Source organism: Streptomyces sp. NPDC017993 (assembly GCF_044328065.1).
In the GTDB taxonomy this organism is placed as follows: domain Bacteria; phylum Actinomycetota; class Actinomycetes; order Streptomycetales; family Streptomycetaceae; genus Streptomyces.
Genome location: NZ_JBIRGO010000011.1, coordinates 285,336 through 301,159 on the forward strand (window position 1 = coordinate 285,336; position 15,824 = coordinate 301,159).

The following is a 15,824-nucleotide window of genomic DNA, read 5'->3' on the forward strand; positions in this document are numbered from 1 at the left end:
GCATGGCGAAACATCCGTCCCGTCAGAGCAGCGCGGCGCGCGGGCCGTCGGGCTGTTCGAGGCGGCGCTCATGAATGGCCCGGGCGATCTCCGAGACCTCGGCTTCGGCGTACCTCTTGAAGCCGTCCTCGGTGATCACCATGACGATCGGATAGATCCGCCGGGCCATGTCAGGCCCGCCGGTCGCGGAGTCGTCGTCCGCGGCGTCGTAGAGCGCCTGGACGACGGCCGTGGCGGCCTGGTTCTCGGTGAAGTCATCGCGGTAGAGCTTCTTGAGGGCACCGCGGGCGAAGACGGAGCCGGAGCCCGTCGACGCGAAGCCGTGCTCCTCGGAGCGGCCGCCGGTGACGTCGTAGGAGAAGATCCGGCCCTTCTCGCGGTCGAGGTCCCAGCCGGCGAACAGCGGCACCACCGCGAGGCCCTGCATGGCCATCCCGAGGTTGCCGCGGATCATCGTCGACAGGCGGTTCGCCTTGCCCTCGAGGGAGAGTTGGGCGCCCTCCACCTTCTCGAAGTGCTCCAGCTCCAGCTGGAACAGCTTGACCATCTCGACGGCCAGACCGGCCGTGCCGGCGATGCCGACCGCGGAGTACTCGTCGGCCGGGAACACCTTCTCGATGTCGCGCTGCGCGATGACATTGCCCATCGTCGCCCGCCGGTCACCGGCGAGCACCACGCCACCGGGGAAGGACGCGGCCACGATGGTCGTGCCGTGCGGCGCCTCGACGGCGCCCTGCACAGGCGGCAACGGCCGGTTGCCCGGCAGCAGATCGGGAGAGTGCTCGCCGAGGAAGTCCATGAACGACGAGGATCCAGGCGTCAGGAAGGCCGCCGGCAGACGCCCGGTGCTACGAGTGTTGGCTTCCACACGTTTCCTTCCAGATATTCGGCCGCCCGCCTCACCACGTCCGGCCGATCCTTGACTTGATCCAAGGCTGCGTTGCAGCTGAAGCACCGTACGCCTCGGACCTTACCCGTCTCGTGCGCGTGATCCACATGAGTTCCGGAACCGGGGCCGCGACCCCGTACGGCCGATACGGACGCGCTGTGTTGACGCACCACCAGGGCGGCCGGGCAGCGGCCGCAGGAGCACCGCCGCCCACAAGAGCCGCCGGCGCGTTCCGGACGCGGTGGGCAGTGCTCCGAGAAGTCCCGGAAGCACTGCCGATGCCGCATCCGGACCACGGACCGGCTACTCGCCGCCCTTCTGCACAAAGGACCGCACGAAGTCCTCGGCATTTTCTTCCAAGACGTCGTCGATTTCGTCCAGCACCGAATCCACGTCGTCCGACAGCTTTTCCTGGCGCTCCTTGAGGTCTTCGGAAGCCTCCGCGTCCTGCGTCTGCTCCTCGACCTCTTCGGTGGAACGCGTGGCCTTCTGCTGTCCGCCGCCGCTGTCCTTGGTCGCCATATCCCTCACCCCGCTCGGTTCGCCCCGCTCGATGTGACCTTCAAGATCAGACCCTACAAGGAGGGTGTGACATCGGCCCTGCACTTGGTGCAACGTCCGGGAGTCACCTCGATGATTCCCGCACCGCGGCCATTTCAGCCGCGGATCAGTCGTCGATCGCCGTGCGAGTGCCGCGAGTCCGCCGTGAATGCGCCGGAACTCAGCGGCCGGAGAGCACCCTGACCAGCTCCTCGGCCGTCCGGCACCGGTCCAGCAGCTCCTTGACGTGCTGCCGCGTCCCGCGCAGGGGCTCCAGCGTGGGGACCCGTTGCAGGGAGTCCCGGCCGGGCAGGTCGAAGATGACCGAATCCCACGAGGCCGCCGCGACATCGTCCGCGTACTGCTCCAGGCACCGCCCGCGGAAGTAGGCCCTGGTGTCCTCCGGAGGCTTCACACGCGCCCGCTCCACCTCGGGCTCGTCCAGGAGCCGCTTCATCTTGCCGCGGGCCGCCAGGCGGTTGTACAGGCCCTTGTCGGGGCGCACGTCGGCGTACTGCAGGTCGATGAGGTGCAGCCGCGCCGCGTCCCAGTCCAGGCCGTCCCGCCGGCGGTAGCCCTCCATCAGCTCCCGCTTCGCGACCCAGTCCAGCTCGCCCGACAGGCTCATCGGATCGTTCTCCAGCCGCCCGAGCACGTCCTCCCACCTGGTCAGGACGTCCTTGGTCTGCTCATCGGCATCCGCGCCGTAGCGGTCCTCGACGTACTTGCGGGCCAGCTCGAAGTACTCCATCTGGAGCTGTACCGCGGTGAGCGTGCGGCCGCTGCGGAGAGTGATCAGATGTTGCAGAGTGGGGTCGTGCGAGACCTGGTGGAGGGTGCGGACGGGCTGGTCGACCGCCAGGTCGACGGCGATGAACCCGTCCTCGATCATGGAGAGGACCAGCGAGGTCGTGCCCAGCTTCAGGTACGTCGAGATCTCGGAGAGATTGGCGTCGCCGATGATCACATGGAGCCGGCGGTACTTCTCCGCGTCCGCGTGCGGTTCGTCGCGGGTGTTGATGATCGGGCGCTTGAGCGTCGTCTCCAGGCCCACCTCGACCTCGAAATAGTCCGAGCGCTGGCTGAGCTGGAAGCCGTGCTCGTGGCCGTCCTGGCCGATGCCGACCCGGCCGGCGCCGGTGACCACCTGGCGGGAGACGAAGAACGGCGTCAGGTGCCGCACGATGTCCGAGAACGGGGTCTCCCGCTTCATCAGGTAGTTCTCGTGCGTCCCGTAGGAGGCGCCCTTGTTGTCGGTGTTGTTCTTGTAAAGGTGGATGGGCTGGGCGCCCGGCACCTGTCCGGCGCGTTCCGCGGCCTCCGCCATGATCCGCTCGCCGGCCTTGTCCCACAGGACCGCGTCGCGCGGATTGGTGACCTCGGGAGCGCTGTATTCGGGGTGTGCGTGGTCGACGTAGAGCCGGGCCCCATTGGTGAGGATGACATTGGCGAGGCCGATGTCCTCATCGGTGAGCTGACTGGAATCGGCGGCCTCGCGGGCGAGGTCGAAGCCGCGGGCGTCCCGCAGCGGATTCTCCTCCTCGAAATCCCAGCGGGCACGTCGTGCCCGGTGCATCGCCGCCGCGTAGGCATTGACGACCTGGGACGAGGTGAGCATGGCATTGGCGTTCGGGTGGCCGGGGACGGAGATCCCGTACTCCGTCTCGATTCCCATTACTCGCCGTACGGTCATGCGGCCCTCCTTGCCCGGCGACGCCCCCGGATGGGGTCGGCGCTCAAGTACCGCTGCGCTTCCGTTCTGTCTGCGATCCCCGCTGCCGAGCGGCGTGACGCGGCGGTACCGACGAGCCTAGAACGCCTTTGCGGTGCTGGGGAGATCATTACAGTCATTACTCCAGTCCGGTTTTCCCTGTTTTCCCGTGGCCTTTCCGGGGACGCGTCCCGCATGCCCGGAAAAGCGTCCGGCTGCGGACGCCCCGTGCAGGACATCCGCAGCCGGAGTGCGGTGTTACAGGTATTGGCCGGTATTCGCCACCGTGTCGATGGAGCGACCGGTGTCCGCGCCCTGCTTTCCAGTGACCAGCGTACGGATGTAAACGATCCGCTCGCCCTTCTTGCCGGAGATTCGGGCCCAGTCGTCCGGGTTGGTGGTGTTGGGCAGGTCCTCGTTCTCCTTGAACTCGTCCACGCACGCCTGGAGGAGGTGGGAGACCCGCAGACCCTTCTGTTTGTGCTCGAGGAAGGCCTTGATGGCCATCTTCTTCGCACGTCCGACAATGTTTTCGATCATCGCGCCGGAGTTGAAGTCCTTGAAGTACAAAACTTCCTTGTCACCATTGGCGTAGGTGACCTCCAGGAAGCGGTTCTCCTCGGATTCCGCGTACATCTGCTCGACGACCGACTGGATCATTCCGCTGACCGCGGCCTTGCGCGACTCGCCGTGCTCGGTGAGGTCGTCGGAGTGCAGCGGCAGGCGTTCCGTGAGGTACTTCGAGAAGATGTCCTTGGCGGCCTCCGCGTCCGGACGCTCGATCTTGATCTTCACATCGAGCCGGCCGGGGCGCAGGATCGCCGGGTCGATCATGTCCTCGCGGTTCGAGGCACCGATCACGATGACGTTTTCCAGGCCCTCCACACCGTCGATCTCGGAGAGCAGCTGCGGAACGATGGTGTTCTCCACGTCCGAGCTGACACCGGAGCCGCGGGTGCGGAAGAGGGAGTCCATCTCGTCGAAGAAGACGATGACGGGGGTTCCCTCGCTCGCCTTCTCCCTGGCCCGCTGGAAGACCAGCCGGATGTGCCGCTCCGTCTCGCCGACATACTTGTTGAGCAGCTCGGGGCCCTTGATGTTGAGGAAGAAGCTCTTCCCCGCGGGCTGCCCGGTCACCTCGGCGACCTTCTTGGCAAGGGAGTTGGCGACCGCCTTGGCGATGAGCGTCTTGCCGCAGCCGGGCGGGCCGTAGAGCAAGACACCCTTGGGCGGACGGAGTTCGTGCTCCTTGAAGAGGTCGGGGTAGAGGTACGGAAGCTCGACCGCGTCCCGGATCAGTTCGATCTGGCCGCCCAGACCGCCGATCTTGGTGTAGTCGATGTCCGGAACCTCTTCGAGGACGAGCTCCTCGACCTCGCTCTTCGGGATGACTTCGTAGACGTAGCCGGACCGGGGTTCGAGGAGCAGGGCATCGCCGGGGCGGATGGTGATGTCCAGCAGCGGCTCGGCGAGCCTCACCACCCGTTCCTCGTCGGTGTGCCCGACGACCAGTGCGCGCTCGCCGTCCTCAAGGATCTCCTTGAGGGTGACGATGTCACCGGCGCTCTCGTACTCCATGGCCTCGACCACGTTGAGTGCTTCATTGAGCATGACCTCTTGGCCGCGCCTGAGGCCCTCGGTCTCCACACTGGGGCTGACATTCACCCGGAGCTTTCTGCCTCCGGTGAAAATATCGACCGTGTCGTCTTCGTTGGCCTGCAGGAAGACTCCGAAGCCGGCCGGCGGCTGCGCGAGCCGGTCGACTTCCTCCTTGAGCGCGACGATCTGGTCGCGGGCCTCGCGGAGAGTATTGGCGAGTCGCTCGTTCTGAGCCGAGACGCCGGCCAGGTTGGTCTGCAGCTCGACGATCCGCTCTTCGAGAATCCTCGTGTGACGCGGAGAGTCGGCGAGCTTGCGTCGCAGGACGGCGATCTCCTGCTCGAGATAGGCAACCTGACCGGCGGGATCTTCAGACCCTCGCCCCGGCCGGATGCCGCGGTTGATGTCGTCGTCGTGGGCTGCCACGGTCCTCACCTCCTCCAAGGAGCTGGACGCTTCCTGACCCTACCTGGGCCGGTGCAGGTTGAAACCCCTAGATCGAAAAGACTGTCGGGGTGTGTCTGATCTTCACCCTTGCGCACGTCCTCACGCCAAGGGAATACCCACCCAACGGCATCGGAAAGCGAGCGGTTGTATCGTCGAGTCGGTCAACACCCGTCAGGGGTGGCGCCACTTAGACAAAAACGGTTCACGTACGCAGGAACGGCAGGCGAGATGACCGCGCAGGATGAAGCCCGTCCAGAGCTTGAAGTCTGGATCGATCAGGACCTGTGCACCGGCGATGGCATCTGTGCGCAGTACGCGCCCGAGGTCTTCGAGCTCGACATCGATGGCCTGGCCTATGTCAAGGGCGGCGGCGACGAGCTGCTCCAGGACAAGGGGGCCACAACCCCCGTCCCGCTCCCGCTGCTCAACGATGTCCGGGACTCCGCCAAGGAGTGCCCCGGGGACTGTATTCACGTCCGCCGCGTCGCGGACCTGGTCGAGGTGTACGGCCCGGACGCGGAGTAGACGCGCCGCAGACGGGAGCGTAGGCCGGTCGTAGTCGGCGTCGACTCACCGCACCGCGGGTGACGGATCACGCACGCTCGGTGCTCATGGCGGCGGGAAGTTCGCTCTGGACGAACTTCCCGCCCTTCCATTGCCACTTGACGCTCTTGTGCACGTCGGGGCAGCAGCGCGGCACGTCAAGGGTGGAGTAGCCCAGGAGTGCCGCCGAGATCTCGCCGTCCCCCAGGGCGAGCCGCTGGACACTGAGCTTCTGGGCGGGCTCGACGAGCGTCGCCACGATGCGCGGCGCCGCCTCGGGGTCGCTCGGCTGGGCGAGGACGTAGACACCGCTGGGCGGCGTGCCGAACCCGGAGTGGCAGCGGGCCACCGCGACGGTCTCCGTCGTCCCGTCGCCGTCGAGGTCGCCGGAGGCCTTCTTCACCACGTCGACGCGCTCGGGCCCGCACTCCATGGGAAAGGTCACCTCGCGCGGGTCGGGGGCCGCGGTGTGGCCGGTTCTCGCTTGCCCTGGCGTGGTGGCCGTGGCATCGGGAGGCTGGACGAAGGACGCGGCCGCGACGACAGCCGAAATGGCGGTGGCGGTGGCCAGCCAGTGCATGGCGCGCGGCTGGGTGTGCGAAAGGTCCTGGCCTGCCAAGGGCTGCACGCGGGGTAACTCCTGTGAAGTGCTGTGGAGGTGGGAGTGCCCAGCATCGTTCCACAGGAGCGGACCGCACGGAACCGGCCGGACCGGAGTTTTGCCTTGCGTATGCAGAAGCGCCGCCGGCGGTTCCCGTGGGGGAACTCGTCGGCGGCGCCCGGTGGTTCGTTGGCCGGATCTGAACGGTCAGCCGCGCTCTGCGGAGTCGCCGGCGCCGGTGGATCCCTTGGCCGGGTCCGCCTTGCCGGGCCCGGAGTAGTCCTCGCCGTACGCGCCCTTGGCGGGCCGGCGGCGGCGCAGCGGGGGCTCGACCCCGTCGGCCAGGCGGCGGGCGGTGAGGAGGAAGCCGGTGTGCCCGATCATGCGGTGGTCGGGGCGGACGGCCAGGCCCTCGACGTGCCAGGTACGGACCATGGTCTCCCAGGCCGACGGCTCGTTGAAGGTGCCGTGCTCGCGGATCGACTCGACGGTGCGGGCCAGCTGCGTGGTCGTGGCGACGTAGGCGCAGAGGATGCCGCCGGGGACCAGCGCCTTGGAGACGGCCTCCAGGCACTCCCACGGGGCCAGCATGTCCAGGATGACCCGGTCGACCTCGGTGTCGGAGAGGTTGTCCTGGAGGTCACCGACGGTGAGCGTCCACGCGGGGTGCGGACCGCCGAAGTAGCGCTCGACGTTCTGCGTGGCGATCTCGGCGAAGTCGGCACGGCGCTCGTAGGAGTGCAGCATGCCCTGGTCGCCGATGGCGCGCAGCAGGAAGCTGCTGAGCGAGCCGGATCCCACCCCCGCCTCGACGATCCGGGCGCCGGGGAAGATGTCGGCCATCGCCAGGATCTGCCCCGCGTCCTTGGGGTAGACCACGGCGGCGCCGCGGGGCATGGACAGGACATAGTCGGGGAGCAGCGGGCGCAGCGCGAGGTAGGCGACGTTCCCGGTGGTACGGACAACACTGCCCTCGGGAGCACCGATCAGCTCGTCGTGGGGGAAGGCTCCCTTATGGGTGTGGAAGCTTTTTCCCTCTTCGAGCGTGAAGGTGTAGTGGCGTCCCTTGGGGTCGGTGAGCTGGACCTGGTCCCCGACCTTGAAGGGCCCGCGACGGCGGGCGGCACCGGTCGGTTCGGACATGTGACCAGCCTACCGGCCCGTCGGGACGCCTGGGACCAGTGGGCCCGCGGACGGGCCCGGGGACGGCGCCGTGGGCCGGGCGGCGCGTCAGGAGTGGCGGGCCATCGCGGAGACGAACGCCCGCTCGACGTCGGCGCTGGACAGCACGCCGTAGATCTCACCGGCCTCCTCGACGACGAGGTATTCGGTGGCCGGGGTGGCCCGCAGATACTCCAGGAGGTCCTCACCCGTGAGTTCGGCGGAGACCCGCATGCCGTCCTTGAGGTCCTGGGCGAGGGTGCCCACCGGGACCCAGGGGCGGCGGTGCTCGGGGACGGCCACGATGGCGGCCTCGCGGACGAGGGCGGTGGGCTCCCCCTGGCGGCTGACGACGACCAGGGCGCGGGCGCCGGCGCTGTTGGCGCGGCGCAGCGCTTCGGAGAGCGGGGTGTCGGCCTCGACGGGCACGGCGCGCCGGGTCAGCACCCGGGCCTGCAGGTCGGGGAGGCGCTCGCGCAGCCGCGCCATGCGCAGGCTGTTGCCGGCGCCGGTCCAGATGATGGCGGCCAGGATCGCGGCGAGCAGGGCGTCGGTGAGGGAGTCGGCGCCGCCGATTTCGGGGCGGGAGTTGCCGAGCGCACCGGTGTGGGTCAGCAGCGGCAGGCCGATGAGGACGGCGACGGCGAGGGCACGGCCGACCCAGGCGGCGGCAACCGTGCCGGTCATGGGTTTGCCGGAGAGCTTCCAGACCACGGCGCGCAGCATCCGCCCGCCGTCCAGCGGCAGGCCGGGCAGGAGGTTGAAGATCGCGACGATGAGGTTGGAGATCATCAGGCCCGCGAGCAGGACGCCGGGGACGGTGCCCGGTTCGACCAGCTGCATACCGCCGTAGAAGACGCCGGCGAGCACGAGGGAGAGGAGCGGGCCGACGAAGGCGAGGATGAACTCGCGGCCGGGGGTCTCGGTCTCCTTCTCGATCTCCGAGACGCCGCCGAAGAACTGGAGCTGGATGCGGCGCACCGGGAGCTTGAAGCGGAGGGCGGCGACGGTGTGCGCCAGCTCGTGGACGAGCACCGAGGCGTAGAAGGCGACGGCGAAGAAGAGCGAGACGAGGTAGCGGGCGCCGCCGAGCTCGGGGAGTACCCGTTCCAGTTGCCCGCCGAAGACCCAGGTGATGAGGGCGGCGACGAGGAACCAGCTGGGCGCGACATAGACCGGCACGCCGAAGGGGCGGCCCATGAGGATGCCGCCGCCCGCGCCCTTTCTCCTGCCGGGCGCCGGTGTCTTGGGTTTCTCCGGCGCGGGCGGCTCGGGCTTTTCGGAGTCCTTGGGCGGCTCGGGCGGCTGGGGCTGCACGGACTCCTGGGGGTCCTGCGGCTTCCCGCTCTCGTCCACGGCGTCCCCTCGTCGAATACGGCCTTCGCTCCTGCTCGGCCTGATCCATCGATCATGCAGGGCAAAGGGATCTGAGGTCGATGGTATGCGGAGTGCCCCGCCGGGATCCGCCGCGGGGCCCTTCCGCGGGCGGCGGGCGCGGGGTTGTCAGTGGCGGGCCGTAGGGTCTGATGCCATGGGAACGAGCACCGAGAACGCCGAGGCGGCCGCGGCGGGCGGGCAGAGCACGCGGCAGACCGCTGCCGGCCCCGGTCCGCAGCGTGGGCCGCTGCCGCAGGGCGAGGCCGAGGGGGAGAGCGGCGCGGGGGGCGGCGCGCCGGCCGGAGCCGGAGCCCTCACCGGACGGCCGTCGGCGCTGTCGCCGTCGCGTGCGAGCGACTTCATGCAGTGCCCGCTGCTGTACCGCTTCCGGGTGATCGACAAACTCCCGGAGAAGCCGAGCGCGGCGGCGACCCGCGGCACGGTCGTGCATGCGGTGCTGGAGCGCCTCTTCGACGCCCCCGCGATCGAGCGCACCGCGCCGGGCGCCCGGGCGATGGTGCCGGGCGAGTGGGAGAAGCTGCTGGCCAAGCGGCCCGAGCTGGCCGAGCTGTTCGCGGACGACGAGGCGGGCGAGCGGCTGGCGAAGTGGCTGGCGGACGCCGAGGCGCTGGTGGAGCGGTGGTTCTCGCTGGAGGATCCGACACGTCTGGAGCCGGCGGACCGCGAGCTGTATGTGGAGACGGTGCTGGAGTCCGGTCTGCAGTTGCGGGGCTTCATCGACCGGGTCGATATCGCACCGACGGGCGAGGTGCGGATCGTCGACTACAAGACCGGCAAGGCACCCCGGCCGCAGTACGCCGAGGGCGCGCTGTTCCAGATGAAGTTCTACGCGCTGGTGATGTGGCGGCTGCGCGGGACGGTGCCGCGGCGGTTGCAGCTGGTGTATCTGGGCAGCGGCGATGTGGTGACGTACGACCCGAATGAAGCCGAACTGCGCGCCGTGGAGCGGAAGTTGCTGGCGCTGTGGGAGGCGATCCAGCTGGCGACGGACACCGGTGACTGGCGGCCGCGACCGACCAAGCTGTGCGGCTGGTGCGACCACCAGGCGCACTGCCCGGAATTCGGCGGCACTCCCCCGGTCTATCCGCTGACGGTCCGCCCGGCGGACGGTGACGCCGGTCAACAGGGCAGAATGGGCTCGATCCAGGCCTGATCACCCGGACAGGGCCTCACGAAGGAGAGCTCGTGACTATCCGCGTCCTGCTGGTCGACGACCAGCCCCTGCTGCGTACGGGATTCCGGATGATTCTGGAAGCCGAGCAGGATCTGGCCGTCGTCGGCGAGGCCGGGGACGGTCTGCAGGCGCTGGACCAGGTGCGTGCGCTGCAGCCCGATGTGGTGCTGATGGACATCCGGATGCCGCGGATGGACGGTGTCGAGGCGACCCGGCAGATCACCGGCCCCGCGAAGGACGGCCCGGCGAAGGTGCTGGTGCTGACGACCTTCGATCTGGACGAGTACGTCGTCGAGGCGCTGCGGGCCGGCGCCAGCGGCTTCCTGCTCAAGGACGCGCCGGCCAACGAGCTGGTGCAGGCGATCCGGGTGGTGGCGGCGGGCGAGGCGATGCTCGCGCCGAGCATCACGCGCCGGCTGCTGGACAAGTACGCCGGGCATCTCCCGTCGGGTGAGGACCCGGTGCCGGACACCCTGCACACCCTCACCGAGCGCGAGGTCGAGGTGCTGAAGCTGGTGGCGCGTGGGCTGTCGAATGCCGAGATCGCCGCTGACCTGTTCGTGAGCGAGACCACCGTCAAGACGCATGTGGGTCATGTGCTGACGAAGCTGGGCCTGCGCGACCGGGTGCAGGCGGCGGTGTACGCCTACGAGAGCGGCCTGGTGCGCCCCGGCGCGCAGTAGCCGGTCAGCGGCTCCATCGCTTCACCCGGCACGCCACGGCGGGGCCGGCCCGAGGATCTCGGGCCGGCCCCGCCGTGTGTGGAGGTGCCGTTGCGCGGGCCGGATCAGGCTTCGGTGGCCTTGCTGATCTCCCAGAACCGGAAGACGGTCGTGGAGTCCAGGGTCCACTCCAGGCCGGAGATGCCGTCGCGGGCGACGGCGTACTGCTTGCCCTGCCAGATCGGGATGACCGGCAGGTCCTTGGCGACGATGTCCTGCACCTCGCGGAACGCGGTCTTGGTGGCGCCGCGGTTGGTCTGGTCCGCGGTCTGGGGCAGCAGCCGGCCGGTGATCCGAGGGGACTCGTAGTTGTTCGCCAGGACGCTGTCCTTGCCGAAGAACGGCTGGGTGAAGTTGTCCGGGTCCGGGTAGTCGGGGATCCAGCCCTTGACGTAGACGCCGAAGCGGCCGTCCGCCACGCCCTTGTCGTATTCCTTGGTGCCCACGGTGCGCACGCGGGCGTCGAACAGGCCGCTGGAGTTCAGCTGTTGGGCTATCTCCTGGAACGCGGGGACGGTGCCGGGGCCGAACCGGTCGGGGGTCGCCCACAGCGTGAGCGGGACCTTGCCCTGCAGACCGGCGCCGCGCAGGGCGTCGGCGGCCTTGCCGGGCTGCGGGCGGTCACCGTAGGCGCTGAAGAAGGCGGTGTTGTGACCGGTGATGCCGGCCGGGACGATCGAGTACAGCGGTACGGCGGTGTGCTGGTAGACGTCCCGCACCAGCGTGGAGCGGTCCAGCAGGTAGGCGATCGCCTTGCGGACGCCCAGCTTGCCGGCGACCGGGTCCTTCATGTTGAAGACCAGGTGCATCACCTCGGCGCTGGCGCCCTCGACCACCTGGGTGCCGTTCTGGTCATGGAGCGACGCGTTGTTGAGCACCGCGAGGTCCTTCGTGGACAGTCCCCGGTAGGCGACGTCGACGCTGCCGCTCTGCACGGCCTTCTTGAGCTTGTCGCGGGCGTCGAAGAACTTCACGGTCATCCCGGAGTTCTTGACCTTGGCGGGGCCCTTGTAGGCGCCGTTGACGGCGAAGCGGGCCTGCCGCGGACCGTACTCCTTCAGGGTGTAGACGCCGGAGCCGACGGCCTTGCCGTCGGTGCGCAGCCGGTTGGCCGAGTAGGAGGCGTGGTCGACGATCGAGCCGGCGCCCGAGGCGATCTTCATGGGGAACGTGGCGTCGGGCGTCTTCAGCCGGAAGACCACCGTCTTCTCATCGGGCGTCTCGACCTTGTCGAGGGCGGAGAACATGACGGCGGGACCGCCCGGGTCCTTGATCCGCCGGGTCCGATCGACGGAGAACTTGACGTCCTTCGACGTCAGCGCGTTCCCGTTGCTGAACGTCAGGCCGTCCTTGAGCGTGCAGCGGTAGACCTTGCTGGAGCCGTCGGTGAAACCGCAGCTCTTCGCGGCATCCGGTTCGGGCGTCGTACCGCCCTTCGGGAAGCTCAGCAACGACTGGAATACGTTGTTGAACAGCAGCCACGACCCCGGGTCGTAGCCTGCGGCGGGGTCGGTGGCCACGACCTTGTCCGTCATCCCCATGACCACGGGTTCGCCGTTGCCGGCCGATCCCGAGTCCTCAGCTCCGCACCCGGCGAGCGCGAGCAGGGCTGTGGTCAGCCCCGCTCCGATCGGGGCGGCCAGCCACTGGTCCCGCTTCCTCACTACGTGGTCCTCACGATCCGTTTGGCAAAAATGCCTGGTCAGCGGCACAGATGCCGAGTCGAGCCACGGCGGTGCGCCGCGGCGGCGATGGTGTCCTACAGGTTGTGCGAAGGGCCGGCCGTCAGTCGGCGACGCCGCGCCCGAGCTCCCAGATCTGCAACGCGGAGGAAGAGTTGAGGGCCCATTCGACGCCGGTGACGTCATCCCGGGCGGCGACGTACTGCTTGCCCTGCCACAGCGGGAGCAGCGGGATGTCGTCGGCGATGATGTCCTGCGCCTGCTTGAAGCCGGCCGCGGCGGAGTTGCGGTCGGTCTGCTGGCGGGTCGTCGGGATCAGCTGGGACTCGATCTTGGCGTTGCGGTAAGGGGAGTTGAGGAAGTTGCCCTTGCCGATGAACGGCGCGATGTAGTTGTCCGCGTCCGGGATGTCGGCGAACCAGCCCATGCCGTAGGCGGTGTACTTGCCGGCCGAGGAGTCGGTGCGGAACTGCTGCCAGTTGTCGACGCCCTTGATGTCGACGTCGAACAGCTTGCTGCTGTTGAGCTGCTGCTGCAGCGTACGGAACTCCTTGGCGGTGCTGGAGCCGTAGTGGTTCGTGGTGTACGTGAGGGTCAGCTTCACCGGGGTGCTGATGTTCGCCTGCTGCAGGGTCTTGCGGGCGGCCGGGACGCTGGGGTTGCCGTACTTGGTGAAGAACGAGTTGATGTGGCCGGTGAGGCCGGTGGGGACCAGCGAGAAGAGCGGGTCGCCGGTGTAGGAGTAGACGTCACGCACCAGCTCGGAGCGGTTGACGAGCTGCGCCATCGCCTGCCGTACGCCCTTGTCGGAGACCGCCGGGTCCTTGGTGTTGAAGGCGAGGTAGCGGATCTCCTGGCCGGGCATCTCCTGCAGGGCGATGTGCTTGTCCCGGGCGTTCTCCAGGCCCTTGATCTGGTTGGGCGCCAGACCGCGGTTCATCAGGTCGATGTCGCCCTTGCGCAGGGCCTTCTCCATGGCCTCGGATTCGCTGAAGAAGCGCATCTCGACTTTGTCGTTCCGCGCCGTCACCCCGCCCTTGTACTCGGGGTTCTTGGTGAAGACGGCCTTGGTGACGCGGTCGCCGCTCAGCTCGGTCTTGAGCGTGTACGGGCCGGAGCCGACGACGTCGAAGCCCTTGTACAGCCGGTTCTTCGGGTAGACCTCGCTGTCGACGATGGCCGCGGCCGGCGTCGCGAGCTTCTGCGGGAAGGTGGCGTCGGGCTTCTTGAGGTGGAAGACCACCTCGGTGTCGCTGAGCGTCTCCACCTTGTCGATGTCGTTGAGCAGCGACATCGGGCCGTTGGTGTAGTTGACGTCCCGCAGCCGGTCGAGGGAGAACTTGACGTCCTCGGCGGTGAGGGCGTGGCCGTTGGAGAACTTCAGGCCACTGCGCAGGGTGCAGCGGTACTGCTCGTTCTGGGTGTCGCGGAACCCGCACGACTGCGCCGCCTCGGGCACCGGCGCGTTACCGGTCCTGGGCAGTCGCATCAGTGTCTGGAGCGTGCCGCGCAGCATGTTCCACGCGTCGACGTCGTAGGCCTGCGCCGGGTCGAGCGGCGCCGGCGCTGCCTTGGTGGCCTCGATCTGGGTGGCCACTCCGACGACGATCGGGTCGCCACCTTCGTCCGCGCCGTCGGTGGTGCCGCAGGCAGCGAGTGCGGGCACGAGCAGACCGGCCAGCGCCGGCAGCACCAAGGTCTTGCGAATCATCGTCGGCAGGTTCCTTATCAGCGCAGAGGTGTTGCTCGCGTCGACATTAGTAGGAACGGCCAGTGGGTCCGGGACACAATGGAGTTGCAGCGATATGGCTACTGGATAACCAACCAGTAGTGACCGATATCCGGACGGTGGAACATTTCGCATGGTGCCCCACCAATCCGGACAGTTACCCCTGCAGATGCCGCCGTCGAGACCCCCTGGAACACCTGCGGGGACCGCTGTCGACGGTCCGGCACGTGAGAAACGTCACGCTCCAAATTCACTGCGACGATGCGTTAATTCGGCCACCGCATTCGTCACGGAAAATGAGCGCACCGCTCCCCTGAGTTCCGGTCGGCTTTCCGCGGGACACGCTCAGTACACGGTTCAAGGGCTTTCCGTGATGAGCGATCGGAGAAAGGACAGATCGACTTCTTCGAGTGATCCTACGATCGTCCGGCCCGGGGCGGCCGGGATGGGCATGACGGACGGCACCGCGACGACCCGGCAGCCCGCGGCCTCACCCGCCGTCACGCCGGTCATGGTGTCCTCCACGACGGCGCAGCGCGCGGGGTCCACGCCCAGCCGGGCGGCCGCCGTCAGATACGGGTCCGGGTGCGGCTTGGTGCGCTCCAGGTCGTCCCCCGCGAGGGTCAGCCGGAAGTGCTCCCGGCCCAGCGAGTGGAGCATGCGGTCGATGATCGTACGGTGTGAGGCGGAGACCAGGGCGGTCGGCACCTGATGGGCGGCCAGTTCTGCCAGCAGCCTGCGGGCGCCCGGCATCAGGGGCACGCCGCGTCCGATCCGGGCCACGAAGCTGGCGTTCAGGCGGAGACTCAGCTCGGCGAGGCCGATCTGGGCGCCGGTGGCCTGAATCAGATAGCCGGCGCTGCGGGTCATCGGCCCGCCGACGACGACTTCGCGGTGCGTGTCGTCCAGGATGTGGCCCAGCTCGGCGAAGACCTCGGTCTCCGCCTCCCACCAGAACCCCTCGGTGTCGACGAGCGTGCCGTCCAGGTCCAGGAATACGGCTTGGAGGGTTGCGGCTTCGGCTGTTCGGGTGCCGACTGCGGGGATGCTGCTGGTCATCCATCCACCTCCGTGGGGACGTCCCCGAAGGGACGAAAGGGCCGGTCGCCTCCCCGGACTGGGGAGACAACCGGCCACTACCGGACCGACCATTGTACAACGACGCACGGCTGAGCGCGTCGATACGTCCTGGTGAGAACGGCAGGAACCGTCCGGAAAGGCCCGGACGGCCCAAACGGGTCACCTGGCGTTGAAGTACTTCGCCTCGGGGTGGTGGATGACGATGGCGTCGGTGGACTGCTCGGGGTGCAGTTGGAATTCTTCGGAGAGTTCGACGCCGATGCGTTCCGGTTCCAGGAGGTTCGCGATCTTCGCGCGGTCTTCGAGGTCGGGGCAGGCGCCGTAGCCGAGGGAGAAGCGTGCTCCGCGGTATTTGAGGGCGAACATGTCCTCGACGTCGGCGGGGTCCTCGCCGGCGAAGCCCAGTTCCGCGCGGACGCGGGCGTGCCAGTATTCGGCGAGGGCTTCGGCCAGCTGGACGGACAGGCCGTGCAGTTCGAGGTAGTCGCGGTAGGCGTTGGCTTCGAAGAGTTCGGCGGTGGCGCCGCCGATTTTCGAGCCGACGGTGA

General features: G+C 68.3%; 15 protein-coding genes. 3 read left to right on the forward strand and 12 right to left on the reverse strand.

The features are described from left to right. Window positions 1–22: 22 nt before the first annotated feature. The 5 genes from prcB to arc all read right to left on the reverse strand — a co-directional run bounded on the left by prcB (window position 23) and on the right by arc (window position 5,165). Window positions 23–868 (reverse strand): proteasome subunit beta, encoded by an 846-nt coding sequence (gene prcB, locus ACH4FH_RS22270; protein ID WP_393894348.1) that lies wholly within the window; start codon window positions 866–868, stop codon window positions 23–25. After that, window positions 820–1,239, reverse strand: a complete 420-nt coding sequence (locus ACH4FH_RS22275) for an endonuclease domain-containing protein (protein WP_398557609.1) — start codon at window positions 1,237–1,239, stop codon at window positions 820–822. Before ACH4FH_RS22275 ends, prcB begins: the two co-directional genes overlap by 49 nt. Next, window positions 1,193–1,411 carry a ubiquitin-like protein Pup gene (locus ACH4FH_RS22280; protein WP_393894349.1) on the reverse strand — a complete coding sequence of 73 codons (219 nt, stop codon included), beginning with the start codon at window positions 1,409–1,411 and terminating at the stop codon, window positions 1,193–1,195. The genes ACH4FH_RS22275 and ACH4FH_RS22280 overlap by 47 nt, the downstream gene beginning before the upstream one ends. Before the next feature lie 199 nt (window positions 1,412–1,610). Beyond that, window positions 1,611–3,122 (reverse strand): depupylase/deamidase Dop, encoded by a 1,512-nt coding sequence (gene dop / locus ACH4FH_RS22285; RefSeq protein ID WP_398557610.1) that lies wholly within the window; start codon window positions 3,120–3,122, stop codon window positions 1,611–1,613. A 276-nt stretch (window positions 3,123–3,398) separates the two neighbouring features. Continuing rightward, on the reverse strand, window positions 3,399–5,165 hold the full coding sequence (gene arc / locus ACH4FH_RS22290; protein WP_398557611.1) for a proteasome ATPase: 1,767 nt from the start codon (window positions 5,163–5,165) through the stop codon (window positions 3,399–3,401). 249 nt (window positions 5,166–5,414) lie between these two features. Between arc and ACH4FH_RS22295 the strand changes: the two genes are divergently transcribed. Beyond that, on the forward strand, window positions 5,415–5,711 hold the full coding sequence (locus ACH4FH_RS22295) for a ferredoxin (RefSeq protein ID WP_398557612.1): 297 nt from the start codon (window positions 5,415–5,417) through the stop codon (window positions 5,709–5,711). A 67-nt stretch (window positions 5,712–5,778) separates the two neighbouring features. Here ACH4FH_RS22295 and ACH4FH_RS22300 read toward each other — a convergent pair whose 3' ends face one another. From ACH4FH_RS22300 to ACH4FH_RS22310, 3 genes are all read right to left on the reverse strand, one after another. Beyond that, entirely contained in the window at window positions 5,779–6,357 is a 579-nt protein-coding gene (locus ACH4FH_RS22300; RefSeq protein WP_398557613.1) for a hypothetical protein, read from the reverse strand. Between the two features lie 180 nt (window positions 6,358–6,537). Further along, a complete protein-coding gene (locus tag ACH4FH_RS22305) occupies window positions 6,538–7,473 on the reverse strand; it encodes a tRNA (adenine-N1)-methyltransferase (protein WP_398557614.1) in 936 nt (311 codons plus the stop codon). A gap of 87 nt (window positions 7,474–7,560) precedes the next feature. Then, the gene (locus tag ACH4FH_RS22310; protein ID WP_398557615.1) at window positions 7,561–8,847 is read right to left on the reverse strand and encodes a site-2 protease family protein; all 1,287 of its coding nucleotides are present in this window, start codon (window positions 8,845–8,847) and stop codon (window positions 7,561–7,563) included. Window positions 8,848–9,022: 175 nt separating this feature from the next. Here ACH4FH_RS22310 and ACH4FH_RS22315 point away from each other — a divergent pair, with 175 nt between their 5' ends. Both ACH4FH_RS22315 and ACH4FH_RS22320 read left to right on the forward strand, forming a co-directional pair. Further along, complete coding sequence (locus tag ACH4FH_RS22315) at window positions 9,023–10,042, forward strand: RecB family exonuclease (protein ID WP_398557616.1); 1,020 nt, start codon at window positions 9,023–9,025, stop codon at window positions 10,040–10,042. A gap of 32 nt (window positions 10,043–10,074) precedes the next feature. Next, window positions 10,075–10,746 carry a response regulator gene (locus ACH4FH_RS22320; protein ID WP_393894357.1) on the forward strand — a complete coding sequence of 224 codons (672 nt, stop codon included), beginning with the start codon at window positions 10,075–10,077 and terminating at the stop codon, window positions 10,744–10,746. A 104-nt stretch (window positions 10,747–10,850) separates the two neighbouring features. Here the strand turns inward: ACH4FH_RS22320 and ACH4FH_RS22325 are convergent, their stop codons facing one another. From ACH4FH_RS22325 to ACH4FH_RS22340, 4 genes are all read right to left on the reverse strand, one after another. Beyond that, window positions 10,851–12,449: an ABC transporter substrate-binding protein gene (locus ACH4FH_RS22325; protein WP_398557617.1), complete on the reverse strand. Its 1,599-nt coding sequence runs from the start codon at window positions 12,447–12,449 to the stop codon at window positions 10,851–10,853. 121 nt (window positions 12,450–12,570) lie between these two features. Further along, on the reverse strand, window positions 12,571–14,178 hold the full coding sequence (locus tag ACH4FH_RS22330; protein WP_398557618.1) for an ABC transporter substrate-binding protein: 1,608 nt from the start codon (window positions 14,176–14,178) through the stop codon (window positions 12,571–12,573). Between the two features lie 375 nt (window positions 14,179–14,553). Continuing rightward, complete coding sequence (locus ACH4FH_RS22335; RefSeq protein ID WP_398557619.1) at window positions 14,554–15,255, reverse strand: HAD family hydrolase; 702 nt, start codon at window positions 15,253–15,255, stop codon at window positions 14,554–14,556. A gap of 180 nt (window positions 15,256–15,435) precedes the next feature. Next, a partial coding sequence (locus ACH4FH_RS22340; protein WP_398557620.1) for a vitamin B12 dependent-methionine synthase activation domain-containing protein occupies window positions 15,436–15,824 on the reverse strand: 389 nt, incomplete at its 5' end.